We start from the raw sequence: 17,881 nt of genomic DNA on the forward strand, positions 1-17,881 counted from the left end.
CACAAACATAAGAAGGTTTTTTTGTGCTAAAAATAGATACTTACGCATTACCTAACAAACGCAGTGTACTCTTTTTTCATGGATAAATGCTAATCGGGATGTAAAGCTTTGTAAATGCGCTTGACTATTATTTTTGGGCTTTTGTGAGGTTGTTTGGGACAGCTATATATAAAGATATGAAAATCAAATGAAAATAATTCTCAGTACCCTTTATGGTACTGAGGATCTTTTTATTTTTTATGGAAATAATTTTTGTTTTACATGTTCAGCGAAGCCGCTACCGGCTTCTAAATAGAAGTTATAAGTCGAGTCTACGCCCATATCTTCTAATTCTTTTTGCTGATCCGGATAGTTAGCAATGGCAGTAACTTGACCTTGGTAACCTGATGCACGCAATTGCTCTAGAGCAAAAATGTTCTGCATATGTTTTGGCATCGCGAGCATGATCATCTCTACATGGGAGTGATTTACCCGTTGCCAAAAGTCTGGATCGGTTGCATCTGCCAAGAGTGCCTTACGGCCTCGTGCAACATGTTTTTCGACTACTTCAGGTTTTATATCTACCCCAGCTACAACGCCAGGATGGGTGATGTTAATTGTTTCATACGCACCGGTGCCAATACGACCCATACCAAAAATAACAATCTTGGTGTCATTTAAGTTCACAGGAAGTTCTTCTGCTAAGCGAGTGGGGCTTTCAAAACGCATGAGCCAAGCTTCGATTTTTACATAAATTTCGTTTGAACGTTTATTTAGTGGGGATGCAATGATAAAGGTCATTGATACTGCAATAGCCATAACAGCCAACCACTCAGACGTGATTAACCCGCTACTGGCAGCAACCATACAAACTATCAAGCCAAATTCGCTGTAGTTAGCTAGACTAAAAGCACTTAATAAAGAAGTACGAGCGCGTAACTTAAAGGCATTCGTTAATAAATAATACAGGGCAGCTTTGACTGGTAGCACCAATACAATAATAAGCGCTATAAGTAATGAGTTGAGCGTCAGATCAGCACCTAAACCAATCGTTAAGAAAAATCCAACTAATAAAATTTCTTTTAGATTGAGTAGTGATTTTGCAAGCTCACTGGCTTTTTTATGAGGAGCAAAGATCATACCGATGATCAACGCGCCTAAATCACCTTTCAAGCCTACAAATTCAAATGCATGATAGCCAACGACAAGAGCAAAGAAAAAGCCAAACAAAGGTAGTAGCTCACCATGTTTAGAACGATTTAGCACCCAAAACATGACTGGTCGTAACAATGGCAAGGCAACTAATAGTGAAAAAGCCCAACCGTTGGGGGTTTTACCTGTGCTGATGGCTAAAAATATCACAGCAAAGATATCTTGCATAACTAAAATACCAATGGCTATTTTGCCATGAAGGCTTGCCATTTCACCACGTTCTTCAAGTACTTTTACAGCAAAAACTGTGCTAGAAAAGCTAAAAGCAAAACCAACAAGTAAGGCACTTTGCCAACTTAGATCAACAAATAATGGCAAAGAAAACGCGCCTAAAAACAGCATCAAACTACAAAAAATAGCGCTACTAATAATAAGATGTAAAGAGGCTGGGGCCCAAACTTGTGGCTTAATAAGATGACTAACTTTTAGTTTTAGACCAATACTAAATAGTAACAACGTGATCCCTAAATTAGCAATCGTATTAAGTAGCTCTGTAGTTTTAAAACCAGATAAATTCAAGACAAAGCCAGCAATCAAAAAACCGATTAGCGGAGGAAGTTTAAGCTGGTACACGCCAAAGCCACACACAAATGCGACAGCAAAATATAATAGTTCCATAATTCTTAATATCACTTCATTTGGTTACCTAGTGTAACGAAATATCAGCAAGTTTGAAAATCATTCGTGTTAAATTGTGCACATATACCAGTGTATGAAAAACACTCGTTTAGTTAGGTGTTCTGCTAAAAACTCAAAAAATAGTTATTTTTTCACTGACAGCAGCTTTTAAATATGGTTAAGATGCAGTAACAAAGGAATTTAAGCGTGATTCAGGTTTCTGTGAGTTAGGCTTAAGGAGAAATAGATGTTTAAAAAAATTCTTGCATCAGTCGGTATTGGTGCAGCAACAGTGGATACCGTGCTTGAAACAGAGCATTTACAACCAGGGCAACTATTTAATGCCCAAATAGTGATCACCGCAGGGGATGTTAGCCAAGCAATTTCAGGTCTTGATTTGGCATTAATGACGCGTGTAAAAGTTGAAGGTGAAGATGGCGCTTATTTTACTAATCATATTATTGATAAGTGGCGCATAACTGATATAGGTACAATTGAACCAGATCAGCAAAAACATATTCCGTTTGAAGCGCGGTTACATTCAGAAACACCGATCACCGAAATTAACGCCGGTTATAATCAATCACATGTCTGGCTTGAAACAGGTTTAGATATTGATTTAGCACTTGACCCTACGGATAAAGATCATCTTCATATTTATCCAAATGATGCCGTAACTACCTTTATGCAAGCGATGGATAAATTGGGTTTTAGCTTGGTAAAAGCGGATGTTGAAAAGGGCTTTTTACGTGCTAGTACGTTTAACTCTGTCTCTGGTTGTTATCAAGAGCTGGAATATAAACCAAATAGCCGTAGCTTGTTCGGTATTCAAGAGATTGAACTATCGTTTGTGCCTGAAGCTCATAAAACCCATGTTTTAATTGAGCTTGACCGTGGTTTTCGTGGCGATGGTTATGTTGATTTAACGATTGAACATGATCACGTTAACCTTGCACATTTATGTGATCAATTAGAACGTTTACTTGCCTAGCGACTATTGAGGTTCGTCAGCTAAGCGTAATAAATAGCCCAGCATTGCCTGGGCTTTTTTATGTAAGGAGTTTTTATGCAATTAGTCAGTAAAGTATTTTCAGAACTTAGTACGCACGAGCTGTTTGCTATTATGCGCACGCGGGTAGATGTGTTTGTTGTTGAGCAGCAATGCCCTTATCCCGAGCTAGATAATGTCGATTGTATGGCGAACACTATACATCTTTATTGGCTCGATGCTGAACAATTAGCTGCATACGCACGTTGTTATGAAAAAAATGAGCAGTATAGCGCTATTGGCCGCGTACTGGTTGAAAAATCACAAAGAGGTAAGGGGTTAGCAGCGTTATTGGTTAAAGAAGCGATCCAGTGTTGTTTTACGCACTGGCCGAACAAGGATATATACATCGGCGCGCAAACCTATTTACTCGCGTTCTACCAGTTGCAGGGTTTTCAATGCACTGGCGAACCCTATTTAGAAGATGGCATTGCACACCAAGATATGATTTTAAGAAACCGCTCAATATAAAGAGCGGTTTTTATTGAGGGTAGATTAGTTAGCCTAATAACGAACTGACAAACACTAAACCAATTGCAATTGGGCAAATGAATCTAATGTACCATGGCCATATTTTCCAAAATAGGCTGCTAGCAACTTCTGGACAGCCTTGTTGTATTTCGTTTAATAGTGAATTGCGATACCAGATCCAGCCGACAAATAAGCAACACATTAAACCAAGAATAGGTTGACTAAATTTAGTTGTGAGCGCAATAACTAAACCAAACAGTACATTAAAGTTCAGGACTATTGTAAAGCTCACCAACGCTATAATCGTTCCGATTAACCAAGTGGCTTTTACACGACCCAGATCAAAGCGTTCTACAGCATACGAAACCGGTGCTTCAAGCATTGAAATAGATGATGTCAGAGCAGCTATACTCATTAATGCAAAAAAGGCAAAGCCAACGAATAAGCCAATGGTGCCCATGCCATCAAAAAGAGCAGGTAATACTTGAAATACTAACGTGTCTTCAGAAAGTAACTCTCCAGTCGCTGAGAATATTTCCACCCCTTGTGCCTGCGCAACGTACATCGCAGGGATAATTAGTAACCCAGCAACAAAAGCAATAAACACATCAATAAGGGTAACGTAGGCGCCAAGTGAAACTAAATTTTCTTTTTTACTTATGTAAGAGCCATAAATGATCATCACACTAGTGCCTAATGACAATGAAAAGAACGCTTGTCCCAGTGCACTTACAAGTAATTCAGGGTCTAAAATAGAGTTGAAATCAGGTACTAAGTAGGCTTTTAGGCCTGTCATAGCGCCTTCTTGCATCATCACATAAATAATCAGTGCAAATAAAATAGTCAGCAATGCGGGCATTAAACGTTTTGACCATTTTTCAATGCCATTTTCTACTCCGCGGCTAATGATTGCGACTGTAAGAATAATAAATCCAGCAGTAAATATAAGGTTTCTAGAGAGTGATTGCTCACTCAACCAAGTTGAAGAACTCTCACTACCCACTAAAGTGGCAATGGGCTCTAGAGTGGCACTGATCATCCAACCGGCGACAATGGCATAAAAGCTGAGGATCAGTCCGGCACATATAATACCGCCAAAACCGACCACAAATGCAAAGCGTTTTTGGAGCAGGTTATTTGAAATTTTCCGCAATGAACTAACCGCATTGGCTTGACCATGACGACCAATTGTTAGCTCTGCCATCAGTGCAGGGTAAGCTAAACAAAATGCTAACACAAGGTAAGCAATTAAAAAGGCTGCGCCTCCATTGCTGGCTGTTTGTGTCGGAAAACCCCATATATTACCAAGACCTACTGCAGATCCTGCTGCGGCCATAATGAATCCAAAACGGGAGCTAAACTCCCCTCTGACTGCGCTCATAATTATTTTTTCTTCTCTATATAGTGACGGCGCTGACAATCTACTGTAAATGTTAAAAAATAAAAAGCTCTATTTTTAACTACAGCCGTGCAGAATAAACGCCTGACTGTATTTACAAAATTTAGAATGTTAATGCTGTTAACCTTACTCGTTTAAGTTATTGTTACCTAATCATAATAAGGTGCTTGACGATGCTGTAAACTGTAACATAAAAATTATAACTGTTCTGGGTTATGTATTTTAAGGGTAAAGCATGCACCCGCAAGCTGTTTAGCGCGATTTACGCTTACACTGCCATGATGCCAATCAGCTACCTTAGCTACAATGGCAAGTCCTAGACCATAACTTTGATCGGCACGATTGCGATGACTCTGTTCTTGAAAAAAAGGACTAAAAACTTTGTGCCAATTTTGCTCTTCGATACCTGGACCATCATCCTCAACAGTGATTATCAGAGTTTGCTCTTTCATTGATGCTGTGAGAATAATTTTTTGTTTGGCAAAGTCACAGGCATTGCTGAGCAGATTAGTGATTGCGCGAGCTAACCAATGTAAATCTGCATAAATATGAGAATTATCATCACAGCTAAGTTGTAAATCAAGTTGCTGCTGTACTAACTTTGGCTCTAGTTGTTGTATTAAGGTGCTTAGGTAGCTGTTTAATTCAGTGTGTGAGTAAGTTAATTGATTGGCTTTTTGCTCAAGCGTGGCAAACGCCAAATAACTTTTCAACATGGATTCCATTTGATCTAAATCGGCTTCCATACGATTTAAGTAATGTTTTATTTTCTCTTCGCTATGGCTGTCCAGTGCCGCATCTAAGCCAAATCGTAGGCAGGCAATGGGGGTGCGGATATCATGAGATAAACTCGAGGCCATCAGCTTATTTTCATCGAGTAACTTTTCAATCTGGCTTGCCATGCGGTTAAAAGTAAGCTCAACATCTTTAATATAAGTGAAATGCGATACCCTAATGCGGGCATGTAAGTCGCCGCTGGCAAACTTTTTAGCTACGTCATTAAGTACGCCTAGTCGTTTCGCTAATGGCGCAATAATAAACCCCATAAACACACATAATCCAGCGTAAAACAGTAAAGTAAGTAACATGTCATTTTGTTGATCTTGTTCGTGGGGTTTTTCTAAACGTAATTTAAGATGAAAAGGCGTGAGTAAATCATTACTGTAGAGTAGATAAAACCCTTTTTGATCTTCTAAAATCAACCCTCCTTCAGCATTGATCTTTTCCAGCAGTGATGGTGGCAGCGCCAAAGATTGCGTGGCGCGATAACTTAATCCCAGCGAAAACTGTTGTGCAAGTAAGGCGGTGTAGTCTGCTCTTTGCATGAAGGGTTGGTTGGCAATTTGCTGGCTGAAGCCCATTAAAAGCTTACTTTGTAAGGCAAACTCATCCTGTGCTGTATGGGTTTGCTGACTAAAAGCATCAATTAACCAACCTAATATTACAATCGAGAGCAGGGCACTGGCTAATAAGGAGAGATAAAACTTTTTCATAGCATTCGCCAGTATGCTTTAACGGCGATCACCAAGCGCTTGCGACGAGTAAATAGCCTCGCCCCCAAATTGTTTTAATTTTTTCAGGTTGCTGGGGATCATCATTAAATTTTTTACGCAGTGCAGAAATGAGTACATCGACACTGCGATCAAGACCATCATATTCACGGCCTTTCGTTGCTTTGAATACAGCATCTCGCGATACAACTTGCCCAGCGTTACAGGCTAAATAATGCAGTAATAAGTACTCAGCGCTGGATACCCCTTGATCAATATCATTAATAAAAACATTGCGAGATTGTGTATCAATTTTTAAAGAGCCCACTTGAATAATAGTATCATCCGCTTGCGACTCTGAATTGTCGTTATTGGCACGCAGTGCAGCTTTGATCCGCGCGAGTAATGCACGCGGCCTGACCGGTTTCATTATATAATCACTGGCACCGACTTCGAGGCCAATCACTTCATCCATTTCTTCGTCTCGGGCGGTCAGCATAATAATAGGGCTTTGGTAAAATTGACGTAGTTCACGACAGACACTAATACCGTCTTGGCCGGGGAGCATAATATCGAGTAAAATCAAGTCCGGTTTGAGCTCTTTGACATGACTGACAACTTGGTCGCCACGTCCACAAATATGAGTCGTGTAGCCTTGCTCAGTTAAATACTCCGCCACCCACTGGGCTAAAGAGCCGTCATCTTCAACAAGTAATATTGTGCCGTAATTATCCATGCTTTATCTCGTTTTAAAAAAGCCGCCAGCGGCGTTTCTTTTGGCGATTTTGATACACCCATTGCAATTGTACTTGTGTTGACGCAATGATTTTACCGGTATCGCTGTTTATTAACTCAAATGAAATGCTTTCAATAGAATCAAAAGCATAATTTAACTTTCCGCTACTTTGTCTAAGCCAGCATTGCATAATATGCTTAGATGTTGCATCACGTAAACAGTAATTACCGATGCTACTTTGTTGCCAGCTTAGCTCAATATCAGCATAGCAGCTGCGTCCTTCTCGAAGTGCGACACAGGTATCGGGCAACGCAATTAAACTACTGTCATGCGGTTTTTCGCCATTAGCCAATAACGGCTTGGTGTTAAGTAACAGTAATAAAATTACTGTGATTTTAAAATACATAGCGCACGCCTACCATGGCTTTATGCTGATAACCCTGAGATACAATGGGACTGTTGGAAATTTCATTTGAAAACCAGGTTGATAGCCAGCCACTTAAAAATACCCAGTGTTGATTGAGTGGGTACTCGGCGTGGAATTCAACAATCATACTCATTGCGGTGTCTGTTTGATAGACCGCACGAGTAGCGCTGGCTTCTTCTGTTGTAATGCCAAAATAGTAATTGGTGAAATCAGTTGAGTAAGCGCTGATGCCAACACCGGTACGAAACTCCCAGTTTTGCCATGGTAAAATATGACTAAAAAAGCTATTTACAACCCAACCATTATGAGCATTAGAAATATCATGTAAGTATTCAAAAGAGATTTGTGAGTTTTCAAAGCGGCGGGTGAGGCGTAAGCCAGTGTCAAAGTCACTTTTTCGGCTTCGTATACCTTTAAGCTCTGGCACGACTCCACTGTTATAAAAGCCGAGTCCTGTTTCATCGAACCCTCCTTGCATATTAGTACCAAGAATATCAAGATCCCAATCATACTTATTGATGATGCTATAACCAATAATGATGCCGCCGCTGAGTTGGCTATGATCAATATCTAAATAAAAGCGTTTGTAAGAAATAGCAAGGTTGATATCAAGTTCTAGACCGTCACTGTAAGAATCGATTCCAACTAGATAAGAATCTTCAATATAATAGCCAGCGCCAGCACTCCAATCCCAAGCAAAGCCTGAGGTTGGCTCTAAGGTGTTATCAGCATAATAGCGATTGCTGGCATTACTAGAGGTGCTCCATAAACCTATACTGATGAGCAGTAATAATAGCGGTTTCTTTAGATAGTGTTGTTTATGTAGCATCCATGATCCAAATAAATTCAGCAGTTGTTAAGTGTATTATATTGTCAAAGAGTTCCTTTGAACTGTAAAAAATTGTAGCCAGTAGTCACTCTGTACATCGACTTAGTGTACTTTAATTTTATCGATCAAAATACTACTTAGATAATAGTGCATCATCGGTGTTAGAGCACTCACTTCAGTACGATTACAGGGTCCTTGAAGTTTAGTTAAACTCGTCATTTTAGAAATGGTTTTATAGCTTGGTATACTGACCTCTTGATTGGCGCGGGCAAGACGTGCTTGTTCAGTATTTTGTTGATGGATAAAAGTGGCTACTTCAAGCTCATTACTGATCACTTGTTCATCACTGAAGCTGTAAATAAGTGGTTCTCGATGGAAGCTTGCACTGTCGATTGAGGACTTTCCAAACCACACTACATCACCCGATGCGCGATGGATCAGACGCATACTAACCTCTGCATTAATGGTCGAGCATTGTTGGATCGGATACAGTTGTGTTACTTGCGCAAAGAGAGGATACGCTTTATTCGGTGGTTGTATATGATATTCGGTATCGTCAATAAAGTTAAGCTCTAGCTGGTGTATAGCTAGGGTATAATCACTACTGCCTTGATCAACGACACGTAAGTTCATGGTCGTGAGTGCGTCAGTAATTTGTTTAAACAGGGTATCCGTGACACTTGCTTTGTCGGCAATAATTTGCACTGTTTGGTTACGAGTGATTTTATGCGCAGGTAGTTGCACTGATTTTACTTTCGGTGAAGCATGTTCGGTTTCATAGGCTACTTGATAGCTTTGGCTTTTTAATTGCGGTTTGAGTGGCATTTCTAAAGGCACAGCAGGTGGCGGCGAAGTGACACAGGCTGTTGTAATAAAAGTAAAAAAAACTATTGATAAATAACGTATGAACACTTTAAAACCCTTTGAAAGCTCGATAATTAGAATATTGTACGTTAGTCTTAATAAAACTTCATGGTATTATAAGGCTAAGAATGTCTTAATCTAGATAAATAATAAAAAATGAAGCCTTTTGTGTCGTTAAGCAACTCCCTTTTTTTAGTTATCACTTTAGTGTTATTTCAATCGCAGGTTCATGCCAGCGATCAACAGTGGCAAGAATTTGTCAGTGATTATACACAACATCTCGAACATAAATTAAAAAGCAAAGGGATCCCTGGGGCTGCGTTGTCGATTGTTAATGGCCCTGATGATACGCATATACAAGGATTTGGGGTAACAAAGCTGAGTAAGGGCTTAGCAATCAATGCCCATACTCGGTTTCGCTTGGCGTCGGTATCTAAAACGTTTGCAGGCTCACTCAGTGCAAAGTTAGCCAATGAGGGAAAGTTTTCTTTAGACGACCCCGTCAGTAAATTTATCCCAGCCCTCGCTAATACGGATTACAAAAATAATTTAAAAGTTTTTCACTTGCTCAGTCATTCCAGCGGTCTAGTACCCAATGCGTATGATAACTTGATTGAATCAAGAATGAGTTACCCTGATATCGTGCAAAAGTTGTTGAGTGTTGAACCTATTTGCCTGCCAGGGCAATGCTATGGCTATCAAAATGTGATGTTTAGCTTAATTGCTGAAGTGATCAAAAGCAGTACTAAATTGGATTACTCTCGGTGGATGAGTGAGTTTATATTTTCTCCATTAAGTATGAATGATGCAAGTTTGGGTTATACGGCCATGGTAACGGATGATAACTATGCTCATCCCCATATCAGAGGGCGCAAACGTTGGCACACTGCTAAATTGAAAAAAAACTACTATAAGGTACTCCCCGCAGCAGGCGTTAATGCTAGCGCCAGTGATATGGCTATTTGGTTAAAAGCGCAGTTAGGATATTACCCAGCAGTATTATCCAGTGCAGTGTTAGCCAGTCAAACTCGTCCTTATACGCATACAAAAAAAGAGTTACGCCGTCGAGTGTGGAAAAAGCACTTAACAGAAGCCTATTACGGCTTGGGTTGGCGAGTATACGACTATGATAATGAAACGCTTTATTACCACAGCGGCTGGGTGCAGGGTTATCGCAGCGACCTTGTCGTAATACCGCACTTAAACATAGGTTTCAGCCTGATCTTGAACGCAGAAACAGGTGTCATTAATGAATTAACCACAGAATTTATTGATCGCGTATTGCTATTCAAACGTGCACAACAACTGGCAATGTATAAAGAGGAAGACAAATGAAATATATTTTAGCGAGCTTAATATTACTGTTTACTGCGAATTTAACAGCAGCACAGCAAAGTATTTTTTATTTCGCCATATAGATGTTGAAACGATGCCTGAGAGTGAATTTAACTGCTACTTTATTTTACAAAGCGAAGCGCAAGGCTATCAGTTGAGTGATATTAAGATGGATTTTTGAGCAGTATGATATATTTATTTATAATTTATTGCAGTTACGTCGCAGACATAAAAAAACCAGCAATGGCTGGTTTTTTATAACGAAATAGAAAATTAATTACGTGGTAATTGAATTTTCTTTTCTTCACTTTGACGATAAAGCACAAGTATGTGACCGATTGTCTGTAATTTCTCTGCACCGGTTTCACGAATAATTGCTTCAAAAATCAGTGCTTTAGTTTCGCGATCATCAGTAGGTACTTTAACTTTGATAAGTTCGTGAATCTCTAAAGCGCTTTGAATTTCAACTAGTACACCTTCTGTTAAACCGTTAGAACCTAGTAGTACTACAGGTTTTAGAGAGTGTGCTTGACCTTTTAAAAACTGCTTTTGTTTGTTCGATAATTTCATGTTGTTACAAATTTTGCTGAATATGGCTTGAATTAAGGGTATTCTAACGCCATCTAGAGAATATTACTAATTAGTTGCGTGATAATTTATGACGAATAAAAAACTTTCGGCCAGTTCACAGCGATGGTTGAAGGAACATTTTGATGATCCTTATGTTCACGAGGCACAAAAGAAAGGTTGGCGTTCTCGTGCGATTTTTAAACTCGACGAGATCCAAAATAAAGATAAATTACTACGCCCAGCCATGACGGTGGTTGATTTGGGAGCTGCCCCGGGAAGCTGGTCACAGTATTTAGCAGAAAAAGTAGGCGATAAAGGGCAAGTGATCGCTTGTGATATATTACCTATGGATTCATTGGCCGGCGTTGATTTTTTGCAAGGAGATTTCCGAGAAGAAGCTGTTTTAGATGCGTTATTAAATCGCATTAATGGTAAAAATGTTGATGTGGTGCTCTCTGATATGGCACCAAACATGAGTGGTAATAGCTCCGTTGACCAAGCTGGAAGCATGTATTTAGTGGAATTAGCACTCGATATGTGTAGCCACGTTTTAAAGAAAAATGGTGCATTTGTGGTTAAAGTATTCCAAGGTGAAGGCTTTGATGAATTTTTAAAAACAGTGCGTGATAGCTTTAAAATTGTAAAAATCCGTAAACCCGACGCCTCGCGTGCGCGATCACGTGAAGTATATATAGTAGCGATAGGCTACAAACTGTAGTACAGTTGTCCGGCGTTTAGTTGAATTTAAATTAATTGGATACAAGAGGTTAACCCCTTGAGCGATATGGCGAAAAATCTAATACTCTGGCTGGTCATTGCAGTTGTGCTAATGTCAGTGTTTCAGAGCTTTAATGGTGGCGATCAAGTAGATCGTCAAACAAGTTACAGTCAATTTGTAAAAGATGCCCGAAGTGGCGCTATACAAGAAGTGGCAATAGAAAGTACCAGTGGCACAATTACTGGCACTAAAACCAATGGCGAACGTTTTCAAACGATCATGCCTATTTATGATAAAGATATTCTTAATGACTTATTAAAAAGTGATGTGAATGTAAAAGGTGTTAAGCCTGAAGAGCAATCGTTCTTAGCGAGCATCTTAATTTCATGGTTCCCAATGTTATTACTAATTGGGGTATGGATTTTCTTCATGCGTCAAATGCAAGGCGGCGGTGGCAAAGGTGCTATGTCGTTTGGTAAGAGTAAAGCACGCTTAATGAGTGAAGACCAAATTAAAACCACGTTTGCTGATGTTGCAGGTTGCGATGAAGCAAAAGAAGATGTCACAGAGCTAGTGGATTTCTTACGAGATCCTTCTAAGTTCCAAAAACTCGGTGGTAGTATTCCTAAAGGCGTACTGATGGTAGGTCCTCCAGGTACGGGTAAAACCTTGCTTGCTAAGGCCGTTGCTGGTGAAGCTAAAGTACCGTTCTTTACTATTTCAGGTTCAGACTTTGTGGAGATGTTTGTCGGTGTTGGTGCATCGCGTGTTCGTGATATGTTTGAACAAGCGAAAAAAGCAGCGCCCTGTATTATCTTTATCGATGAGATTGATGCGGTAGGACGTAAACGTGGCGCTGGTATGGGTGGTGGTCACGATGAGCGTGAGCAAACACTTAACCAAATGCTTGTTGAAATGGATGGCTTTGAAGGTAATGAAGGCATTATCGTGATTGCCGCGACTAACCGTCCTGACGTTCTCGATCCAGCATTACTTCGTCCAGGTCGTTTTGACCGTCAAGTGGTGGTTGGCTTACCTGATATTCGTGGTCGTGAACAAATCCTTAAAGTACATATGCGTAAAGTACCATTAGGTGACAACGTTGAAGCGTCAGTTATTGCACGTGGTACACCGGGTTTCTCAGGTGCCGATTTAGCAAACTTAGTAAATGAAGCTGCACTTTATGCTGCACGTGGTAATAAACGTGTTGTAAGCATGGCTGAATTTGATGCTGCTAAAGATAAAATCATGATGGGCGCAGAGCGCAAGACCATGGTGATGAGCGAGAAAGAAAAAGAAATGACTGCGTACCACGAAGCAGGTCACGCAATCGTTGGCCGCATAGTGCCAGAGCACGATCCTGTTTATAAAGTATCAATTATTCCACGCGGTCGTGCCCTTGGTGTAACTATGTACTTACCAGAACAAGACCGTGTTAGTCACTCTAAAGAGTTACTGGAATCAATGATTTCAAGCTTATATGGTGGCCGAATTGCTGAAGCACTGATTTATGGTGAAGATAAAGTAACTACAGGTGCAAGTAACGACATTGAACGCGCAACAGATATTGCCCGTAAAATGGTGACTCAGTGGGGTCTAAGTGAGAAGCTGGGTCCGCTAATGTACACTGAAGACCAAAATGAGATGTACATGGGTGGCGGCGGTGGTCGTGCCATGAGCATGTCAGATGAAACGGCTAAAGTGATTGATGCAGAAGTTCGCTCGTTATCAGATCGTAACTACCAACGCGCTGAGCAAATTTTAAAAGATCATATTGATATTCTACATTCGATGAAAGATGCATTAATGAAATATGAAACGATTGATGCTAAGCAAATTGATGATCTAATGGCACGTCAGCCTGTACGTGAACCACGTGATGCGCATGACCGCCGTGATACTGCTGATAAAAAGCCAGTGGTTGAAGAGAGCAAAGCAGAACCAGCTGCTGAAAAAGACGACAAACCAGCTCAAAAAGATGAAACAAATCTTGATGATAAAGCTGAATAACAGTTAAAATAGCTAAATCAAAAGCCCCGATTGTCGGGGCTTTTTTGTAGTTTTGAATACAGATTATCAATGCAATGGATGTATTGAAGGTGATAGATGACCACAGTTAAGTTACCTAGAGGTCGCAGTTTACACCTCGACACCCCAGTGATAATGGGGATTTTAAATGTCACTCCTGATTCTTTCTCAGACGGCGGACGCTACTACCAAACAGACAGCGCTGTCATAAAAGCTCAAACCTTATTAACAGACGGCGCTACCATACTCGATATTGGTGGTGAATCAACGCGTCCAGGCGCACCTGATGTTAGTCTTGAAGATGAATTAGCCAGAGTAATCCCCGCAATTGAGGCAATTCGTGCCCACAGTGATAGTGCCGTTAATGATTGCATCATTTCGATAGATACCAGTAAAAGTGAAGTAATGCGTCAAGCTATTCTAGCTGGAGCTGATATTGTTAATGATGTGCGTGCTTTACAAGAGCCAAACGCACTGGCAACAGTTGCACCGTTTTCAGACGTTGCAGTGTGCTTAATGCATATGCAAGGGAAACCGCGCACCATGCAAAGCAATCCTCAGTATGATGATTTACTCAGCGATATAAAAGATTTTTTTGTACAGCGGATCAAAGCGTGTGAAACAGCGGGGATTCAGCATCAGCGACTTATTCTAGATCCTGGATTTGGCTTTGGCAAAACCCTTAGCCACAATTTTCAAATACTGGCGCGGTTTAATGAATTTGACCACTTTGGTTTACCTGTTTTAGCAGGACTATCGCGTAAGTCAATGATCGGCAACTTATTAAATAGACAAACAAACGAGCGCCTTGCTGGCAGTTTAGCTGGGGCATTAATTGCAGCGCAAAATGGCGCAAAAATTATCCGTGTACATGATGTAAAAGAAACCGCAGATGTGCTTGGCGTATGGCAAGCGTGCGAACAAGGAATTTAATTATGAATAAAAGAAAATATTTTGGCACCGATGGTGTACGTGGCATGGTAGGTGAGTACCCAATTACTCCAGAATTTGCGCTTAAGCTAGGTTGGGCGGCAGGTAAAGTGCTATCAAAAAACGGCACAAAAAAAGTTATCATAGGTAAAGATACCCGTATTTCAGGTTATATGTTAGAGACATCACTTGAAGCGGGTTTGATCGCCGCAGGTATCGATGTGGTGTTACTTGGCCCGATGCCAACACCAGCAGTTGCCTATTTAGCACAAACATTTCGTGCTGAGGCTGGCATTGTGATCAGTGCATCTCATAACCCATATCATGACAACGGCATTAAGTTTTTTTGTGGCCGAGGTTTGAAGTTAGCAGATGAAGTCGAGCTACAAATTGAAGCGATGCTTGATGAACCAATGACCTGTGTGGCATCTGATAAGCTTGGTAAAGCACGTCGTTTAGAAAGTGCTGATGGTCGTTATATTGAGTTTTGTAAAAGCCAATTCCCACAAGGCCTGTCGTTAGAAGGTTTAAAGATTGTATTAGATTGTGCCAATGGTGCAACTTATCATATCGCACCATCAGTAATGCGTGAATTAGGCGCTGAGATAATTTGCCACGCTTGCGAGCCAAATGGTGTCAATATCAATCTAGAATGTGGTGCTACACATGTTGATGCATTGAAGCGTAAAGTATTAGAGCAGAACGCGGATGTAGGTATTGCTTACGACGGCGATGGCGACCGTGTAATGATGGTTGATCATAATGGCCGAGTATTTGATGGGGACGATATTGTCTACATTATTGCCTGCCAAGCTGCCAATGATGATATGTTAGGTGGTGGTGTTGTTGGCACTGTAATGTCTAATATGGGGCTTGAAAATGCACTCAAAGCGAAAGGTATCGAGTTTGCCCGCAGCAAAGTGGGTGATCGCTATGTAATGGAATTACTACAAGAAAAAGGCTGGAAAATCGGTGGTGAAAGCTCAGGGCATGTATTGAATTTAGATTTGATCAGCACCGGCGACGGTATTATCTCAAGCTTGCAAGTGCTTGCCGCAATGGTTGCTCAAAACCGCACTCTAAAAGATTTAGGAGCAGGCTTTGTTAAATACCCAATGAAGATGATTAATGTACGCTACAAAGCGGGCACCGATCCAACACTTGCGCCAGAGGTTATTGGTGCGGTTGCTGATGTTGAAAAACAACTTGCTGGTAAAGGCCGTGTATTATTACGTAAATCTGGCACAGAGCCGGTTGTTCGCGTGATGGTAGAAGCCGAAGAAGAGAAAATAGTCCTTGATAGTGCACAAAAAATTGCTGCAGTTGTCGAATCTATGAGCAAACAAACTGATTAAGAACAATAACCTCTTGTAACTTTGGGCGAGTCGAGTTACTATCTCGCCCGCTTTCTAATGTGGAGTGGAAAAATGGCAATACGCAAGCCAATGGTCGCAGGCAATTGGAAAATGAACGGCTCGAAAGAGTTAGTGCAGCAATTATCTGACGCTATCAACAACGTAAAATCAGATCAGATAGACGTTGTGGTATTTCCACCTTACCCATTGTTGCCTATGCTAACAGCTACAGGTATAACAACTGGGGCACAAACGGTTTCTGAAAATGAATCAGGTGCATTTACTGGTGAAGTTGATGCGCAATTAATTAAAGATTTAGGTTGCCAATATACGTTAGTTGGTCACTCTGAACGGCGTAGTATCTACGGCGAAAGCAATGACACTGTTGCAGCTAAGTTTGCTCGTGCACAACAAGTGGGTTTAACACCTATTTTATGTGTTGGTGAAAGTGAAGAGCAACGCGAACAAGGTCAAACTGAATTAGTCGTTGCTGCACAAATTGATGCAGTAATTGATAAATTAGGTCTAGCAGCACTGAAAGATTCTGTGATAGCATACGAGCCCGTTTGGGCCATTGGCACAGGTAAGACTGCATCGCCTGAACAAGCACAACATGTGCACAAATTTATCCGTGATAAAATTGCTACTATCAGTAGTGATTTAGCACAAGGGCTGACCATTCTTTATGGTGGCAGCGTAAATGAAAAAAATAGCGAATTATTATTTGCACAACCAGATATAGACGGTGGCCTGATTGGGGGCGCTAGTTTAAAAGCAGATTTATTTACTGCAATCTGTGAAAGTGCAAAAGGGACCGTATAAGATGTACGAAATTTTATTAGTAGTTTATTTAGTTGTTGCTTTAGCGCTTGTTGGTATGGTTTTAATTCAACAAGGTAAAGGCGCAGATATGGGTTCATCATTTGGTGCTGGTGCCTCTGCAACCGTTTTTGGTTCGTCAGGTGCAGGTAACTTTATGACAAAAACAACTACAATCTTAGCCAGTGTCTTTTTTGTGCTAAGTATTGTACTAGGTAACTTAACTGCAGGTCAGATCAAAAAAACTGATGAGTGGGAAAACCTAGAAGCAGCACCAGCAGTTGAAACAATTGCTCCTGCAGCTGACGATGTTCCAGTAACATCAACGAAAGAGAAATCTGACGTACCAAATTAATACATTTTAAAAGTATCGTTAAACGATTTATCATCCTCAAATAAATCAGTAAGTTTAACACCTAAAGTGAAAGCTTTAACAATGCGGTTGTGGTGGAATTGGTAGACACGCTACCTTGAGGGGGTAGTGCTTTCGGGCGTGGGGGTTCAAGTCCCCCCAACCGCACCATCTTATAAAAACCAGTAACAGCGATGTCACTGGTTTTTTGCTTTAATAAAACTGAAATTATTAATACTTAGGTTTATATCGATAGTGCTTACTTTAAAGGCAGCCTAACGTTGAGTCAGTGCATAAATATTAGTTCGCTTGTTCACGCTCTTCACGTGCAGCTTTTAACTCATCAGCCAATTCTTTAGCTTTTTGCTTGGTTTTTTCTGTCAGCTCGCCTGTAGCTTCTTTACTTTTAATCCAAGCATCAATGGCGACTTCTTTGCCATCATCATACATATCAAGGCCAAGTTTTTTACTTTCTTGCAGTAGTTCGTCAAGTGATTCACCTTTAAATTGATTGCTGGTTTCTTTTACTTCATCCCATGCATCATTAAGTGCTTTTTTAACCTCAGTTTTAGCTTCAGCGGCATCTTTTTTTGCTTCGCTGGCGTCTTCGCAACCGGTTAGTGCTACACAGCCTAATAAAACTAAACTTGTTAATTTGTTCATATTTGTTCCTTTGTATCATAATTATGTTCCGAGGAATA

The 17,881-nt window shown here is 40.5% G+C and carries 18 protein-coding genes and 1 tRNA gene; 10 read left to right on the top strand and 9 right to left on the bottom strand.

The features are described from left to right. Positions 1–237 precede the first annotated feature (237 nt). Positions 238–1,809: a cation:proton antiporter family protein gene (locus HHO47_RS08115; RefSeq protein WP_169019838.1), complete on the bottom strand. Its 1,572-nt coding sequence runs from the start codon at positions 1,807–1,809 to the stop codon at positions 238–240. A 247-nt stretch (positions 1,810–2,056) separates the two neighbouring features. On the opposite strand from HHO47_RS08115, the gene HHO47_RS08120 reads away from it, so the two are divergent. Continuing rightward, on the top strand, positions 2,057–2,800 hold the full coding sequence (locus HHO47_RS08120; protein WP_169019839.1) for a sporulation protein: 744 nt from the start codon (positions 2,057–2,059) through the stop codon (positions 2,798–2,800). A gap of 75 nt (positions 2,801–2,875) precedes the next feature. Beyond that, positions 2,876–3,328 carry a GNAT family N-acetyltransferase gene (locus HHO47_RS08125; protein WP_169019840.1) on the top strand — a complete coding sequence of 151 codons (453 nt, stop codon included), beginning with the start codon at positions 2,876–2,878 and terminating at the stop codon, positions 3,326–3,328. Positions 3,329–3,356: 28 nt separating this feature from the next. Here HHO47_RS08125 and HHO47_RS08130 read toward each other — a convergent pair whose 3' ends face one another. The 6 genes from HHO47_RS08130 to HHO47_RS08155 form a co-directional block, all read right to left on the bottom strand. Further along, positions 3,357–4,709, bottom strand: coding sequence for a sodium-dependent transporter (locus HHO47_RS08130; RefSeq protein WP_169019841.1), 1,353 nt, complete (start codon positions 4,707–4,709; stop codon positions 3,357–3,359). Positions 4,710–4,924: 215 nt separating this feature from the next. Beyond that, positions 4,925–6,220 (bottom strand): sensor histidine kinase, encoded by a 1,296-nt coding sequence (locus HHO47_RS08135; protein ID WP_169019842.1) that lies wholly within the window; start codon positions 6,218–6,220, stop codon positions 4,925–4,927. Positions 6,221–6,248: 28 nt separating this feature from the next. Then, positions 6,249–6,953: a response regulator transcription factor gene (locus HHO47_RS08140; RefSeq protein ID WP_169019843.1), complete on the bottom strand. Its 705-nt coding sequence runs from the start codon at positions 6,951–6,953 to the stop codon at positions 6,249–6,251. A 13-nt stretch (positions 6,954–6,966) separates the two neighbouring features. Beyond that, positions 6,967–7,359, bottom strand: a complete 393-nt coding sequence (locus HHO47_RS08145; RefSeq protein WP_169019844.1) for a DUF3019 domain-containing protein — start codon at positions 7,357–7,359, stop codon at positions 6,967–6,969. Beyond that, complete coding sequence (locus tag HHO47_RS08150) at positions 7,349–8,209, bottom strand: MipA/OmpV family protein (RefSeq protein ID WP_169019845.1); 861 nt, start codon at positions 8,207–8,209, stop codon at positions 7,349–7,351. Before HHO47_RS08150 ends, HHO47_RS08145 begins: the two co-directional genes overlap by 11 nt. A gap of 102 nt (positions 8,210–8,311) precedes the next feature. Beyond that, positions 8,312–9,115 carry a hypothetical protein gene (locus tag HHO47_RS08155; RefSeq protein WP_169019894.1) on the bottom strand — a complete coding sequence of 268 codons (804 nt, stop codon included), beginning with the start codon at positions 9,113–9,115 and terminating at the stop codon, positions 8,312–8,314. 114 nt (positions 9,116–9,229) lie between these two features. Here HHO47_RS08155 and HHO47_RS08160 point away from each other — a divergent pair, with 114 nt between their 5' ends. Further along, on the top strand, positions 9,230–10,408 hold the full coding sequence (locus HHO47_RS08160) for a serine hydrolase domain-containing protein (protein ID WP_169019846.1): 1,179 nt from the start codon (positions 9,230–9,232) through the stop codon (positions 10,406–10,408). Between the two features lie 273 nt (positions 10,409–10,681). On the opposite strand, the gene yhbY is transcribed toward HHO47_RS08160, so the two are convergent. Then, a complete protein-coding gene (gene yhbY / locus HHO47_RS08165) occupies positions 10,682–10,978 on the bottom strand; it encodes a ribosome assembly RNA-binding protein YhbY (RefSeq protein ID WP_169019847.1) in 297 nt (98 codons plus the stop codon). 88 nt (positions 10,979–11,066) lie between these two features. Here yhbY and rlmE point away from each other — a divergent pair, with 88 nt between their 5' ends. The 7 genes from rlmE to HHO47_RS08200 all read left to right on the top strand — a co-directional run bounded on the left by rlmE (position 11,067) and on the right by HHO47_RS08200 (position 17,351). Beyond that, positions 11,067–11,696: a 23S rRNA (uridine(2552)-2'-O)-methyltransferase RlmE gene (gene rlmE, locus HHO47_RS08170; RefSeq protein ID WP_169019848.1), complete on the top strand. Its 630-nt coding sequence runs from the start codon at positions 11,067–11,069 to the stop codon at positions 11,694–11,696. A 66-nt stretch (positions 11,697–11,762) separates the two neighbouring features. Continuing rightward, positions 11,763–13,706 carry an ATP-dependent zinc metalloprotease FtsH gene (gene ftsH, locus HHO47_RS08175; protein WP_169019849.1) on the top strand — a complete coding sequence of 648 codons (1,944 nt, stop codon included), beginning with the start codon at positions 11,763–11,765 and terminating at the stop codon, positions 13,704–13,706. A gap of 96 nt (positions 13,707–13,802) precedes the next feature. After that, a complete protein-coding gene (gene folP / locus HHO47_RS08180; RefSeq protein WP_169019850.1) occupies positions 13,803–14,657 on the top strand; it encodes a dihydropteroate synthase in 855 nt (284 codons plus the stop codon). A 2-nt stretch (positions 14,658–14,659) separates the two neighbouring features. After that, positions 14,660–16,009, top strand: coding sequence for a phosphoglucosamine mutase (gene glmM / locus HHO47_RS08185; RefSeq protein ID WP_169019851.1), 1,350 nt, complete (start codon positions 14,660–14,662; stop codon positions 16,007–16,009). Between the two features lie 72 nt (positions 16,010–16,081). Beyond that, positions 16,082–16,831: a triose-phosphate isomerase gene (tpiA, locus tag HHO47_RS08190; protein ID WP_169019852.1), complete on the top strand. Its 750-nt coding sequence runs from the start codon at positions 16,082–16,084 to the stop codon at positions 16,829–16,831. A gap of 1 nt (position 16,832) precedes the next feature. Further along, positions 16,833–17,183, top strand: coding sequence for a preprotein translocase subunit SecG (secG, locus tag HHO47_RS08195; protein WP_169019853.1), 351 nt, complete (start codon positions 16,833–16,835; stop codon positions 17,181–17,183). 83 nt (positions 17,184–17,266) lie between these two features. Next, positions 17,267–17,351 (top strand) — tRNA-Leu (locus tag HHO47_RS08200). Positions 17,352–17,480: 129 nt separating this feature from the next. On the opposite strand, the gene HHO47_RS08205 is transcribed toward HHO47_RS08200, so the two are convergent. Further along, positions 17,481–17,843: a hypothetical protein gene (locus HHO47_RS08205; RefSeq protein ID WP_169019854.1), complete on the bottom strand. Its 363-nt coding sequence runs from the start codon at positions 17,841–17,843 to the stop codon at positions 17,481–17,483. Positions 17,844–17,881: the final 38 nt, after the last annotated feature.

Origin of the sequence: Pseudoalteromonas arctica (assembly GCF_012927645.1) — a bacterium.
In the GTDB taxonomy this organism is placed as follows: Bacteria; Pseudomonadota; Gammaproteobacteria; order Enterobacterales; family Alteromonadaceae; genus Pseudoalteromonas; species Pseudoalteromonas arctica_A.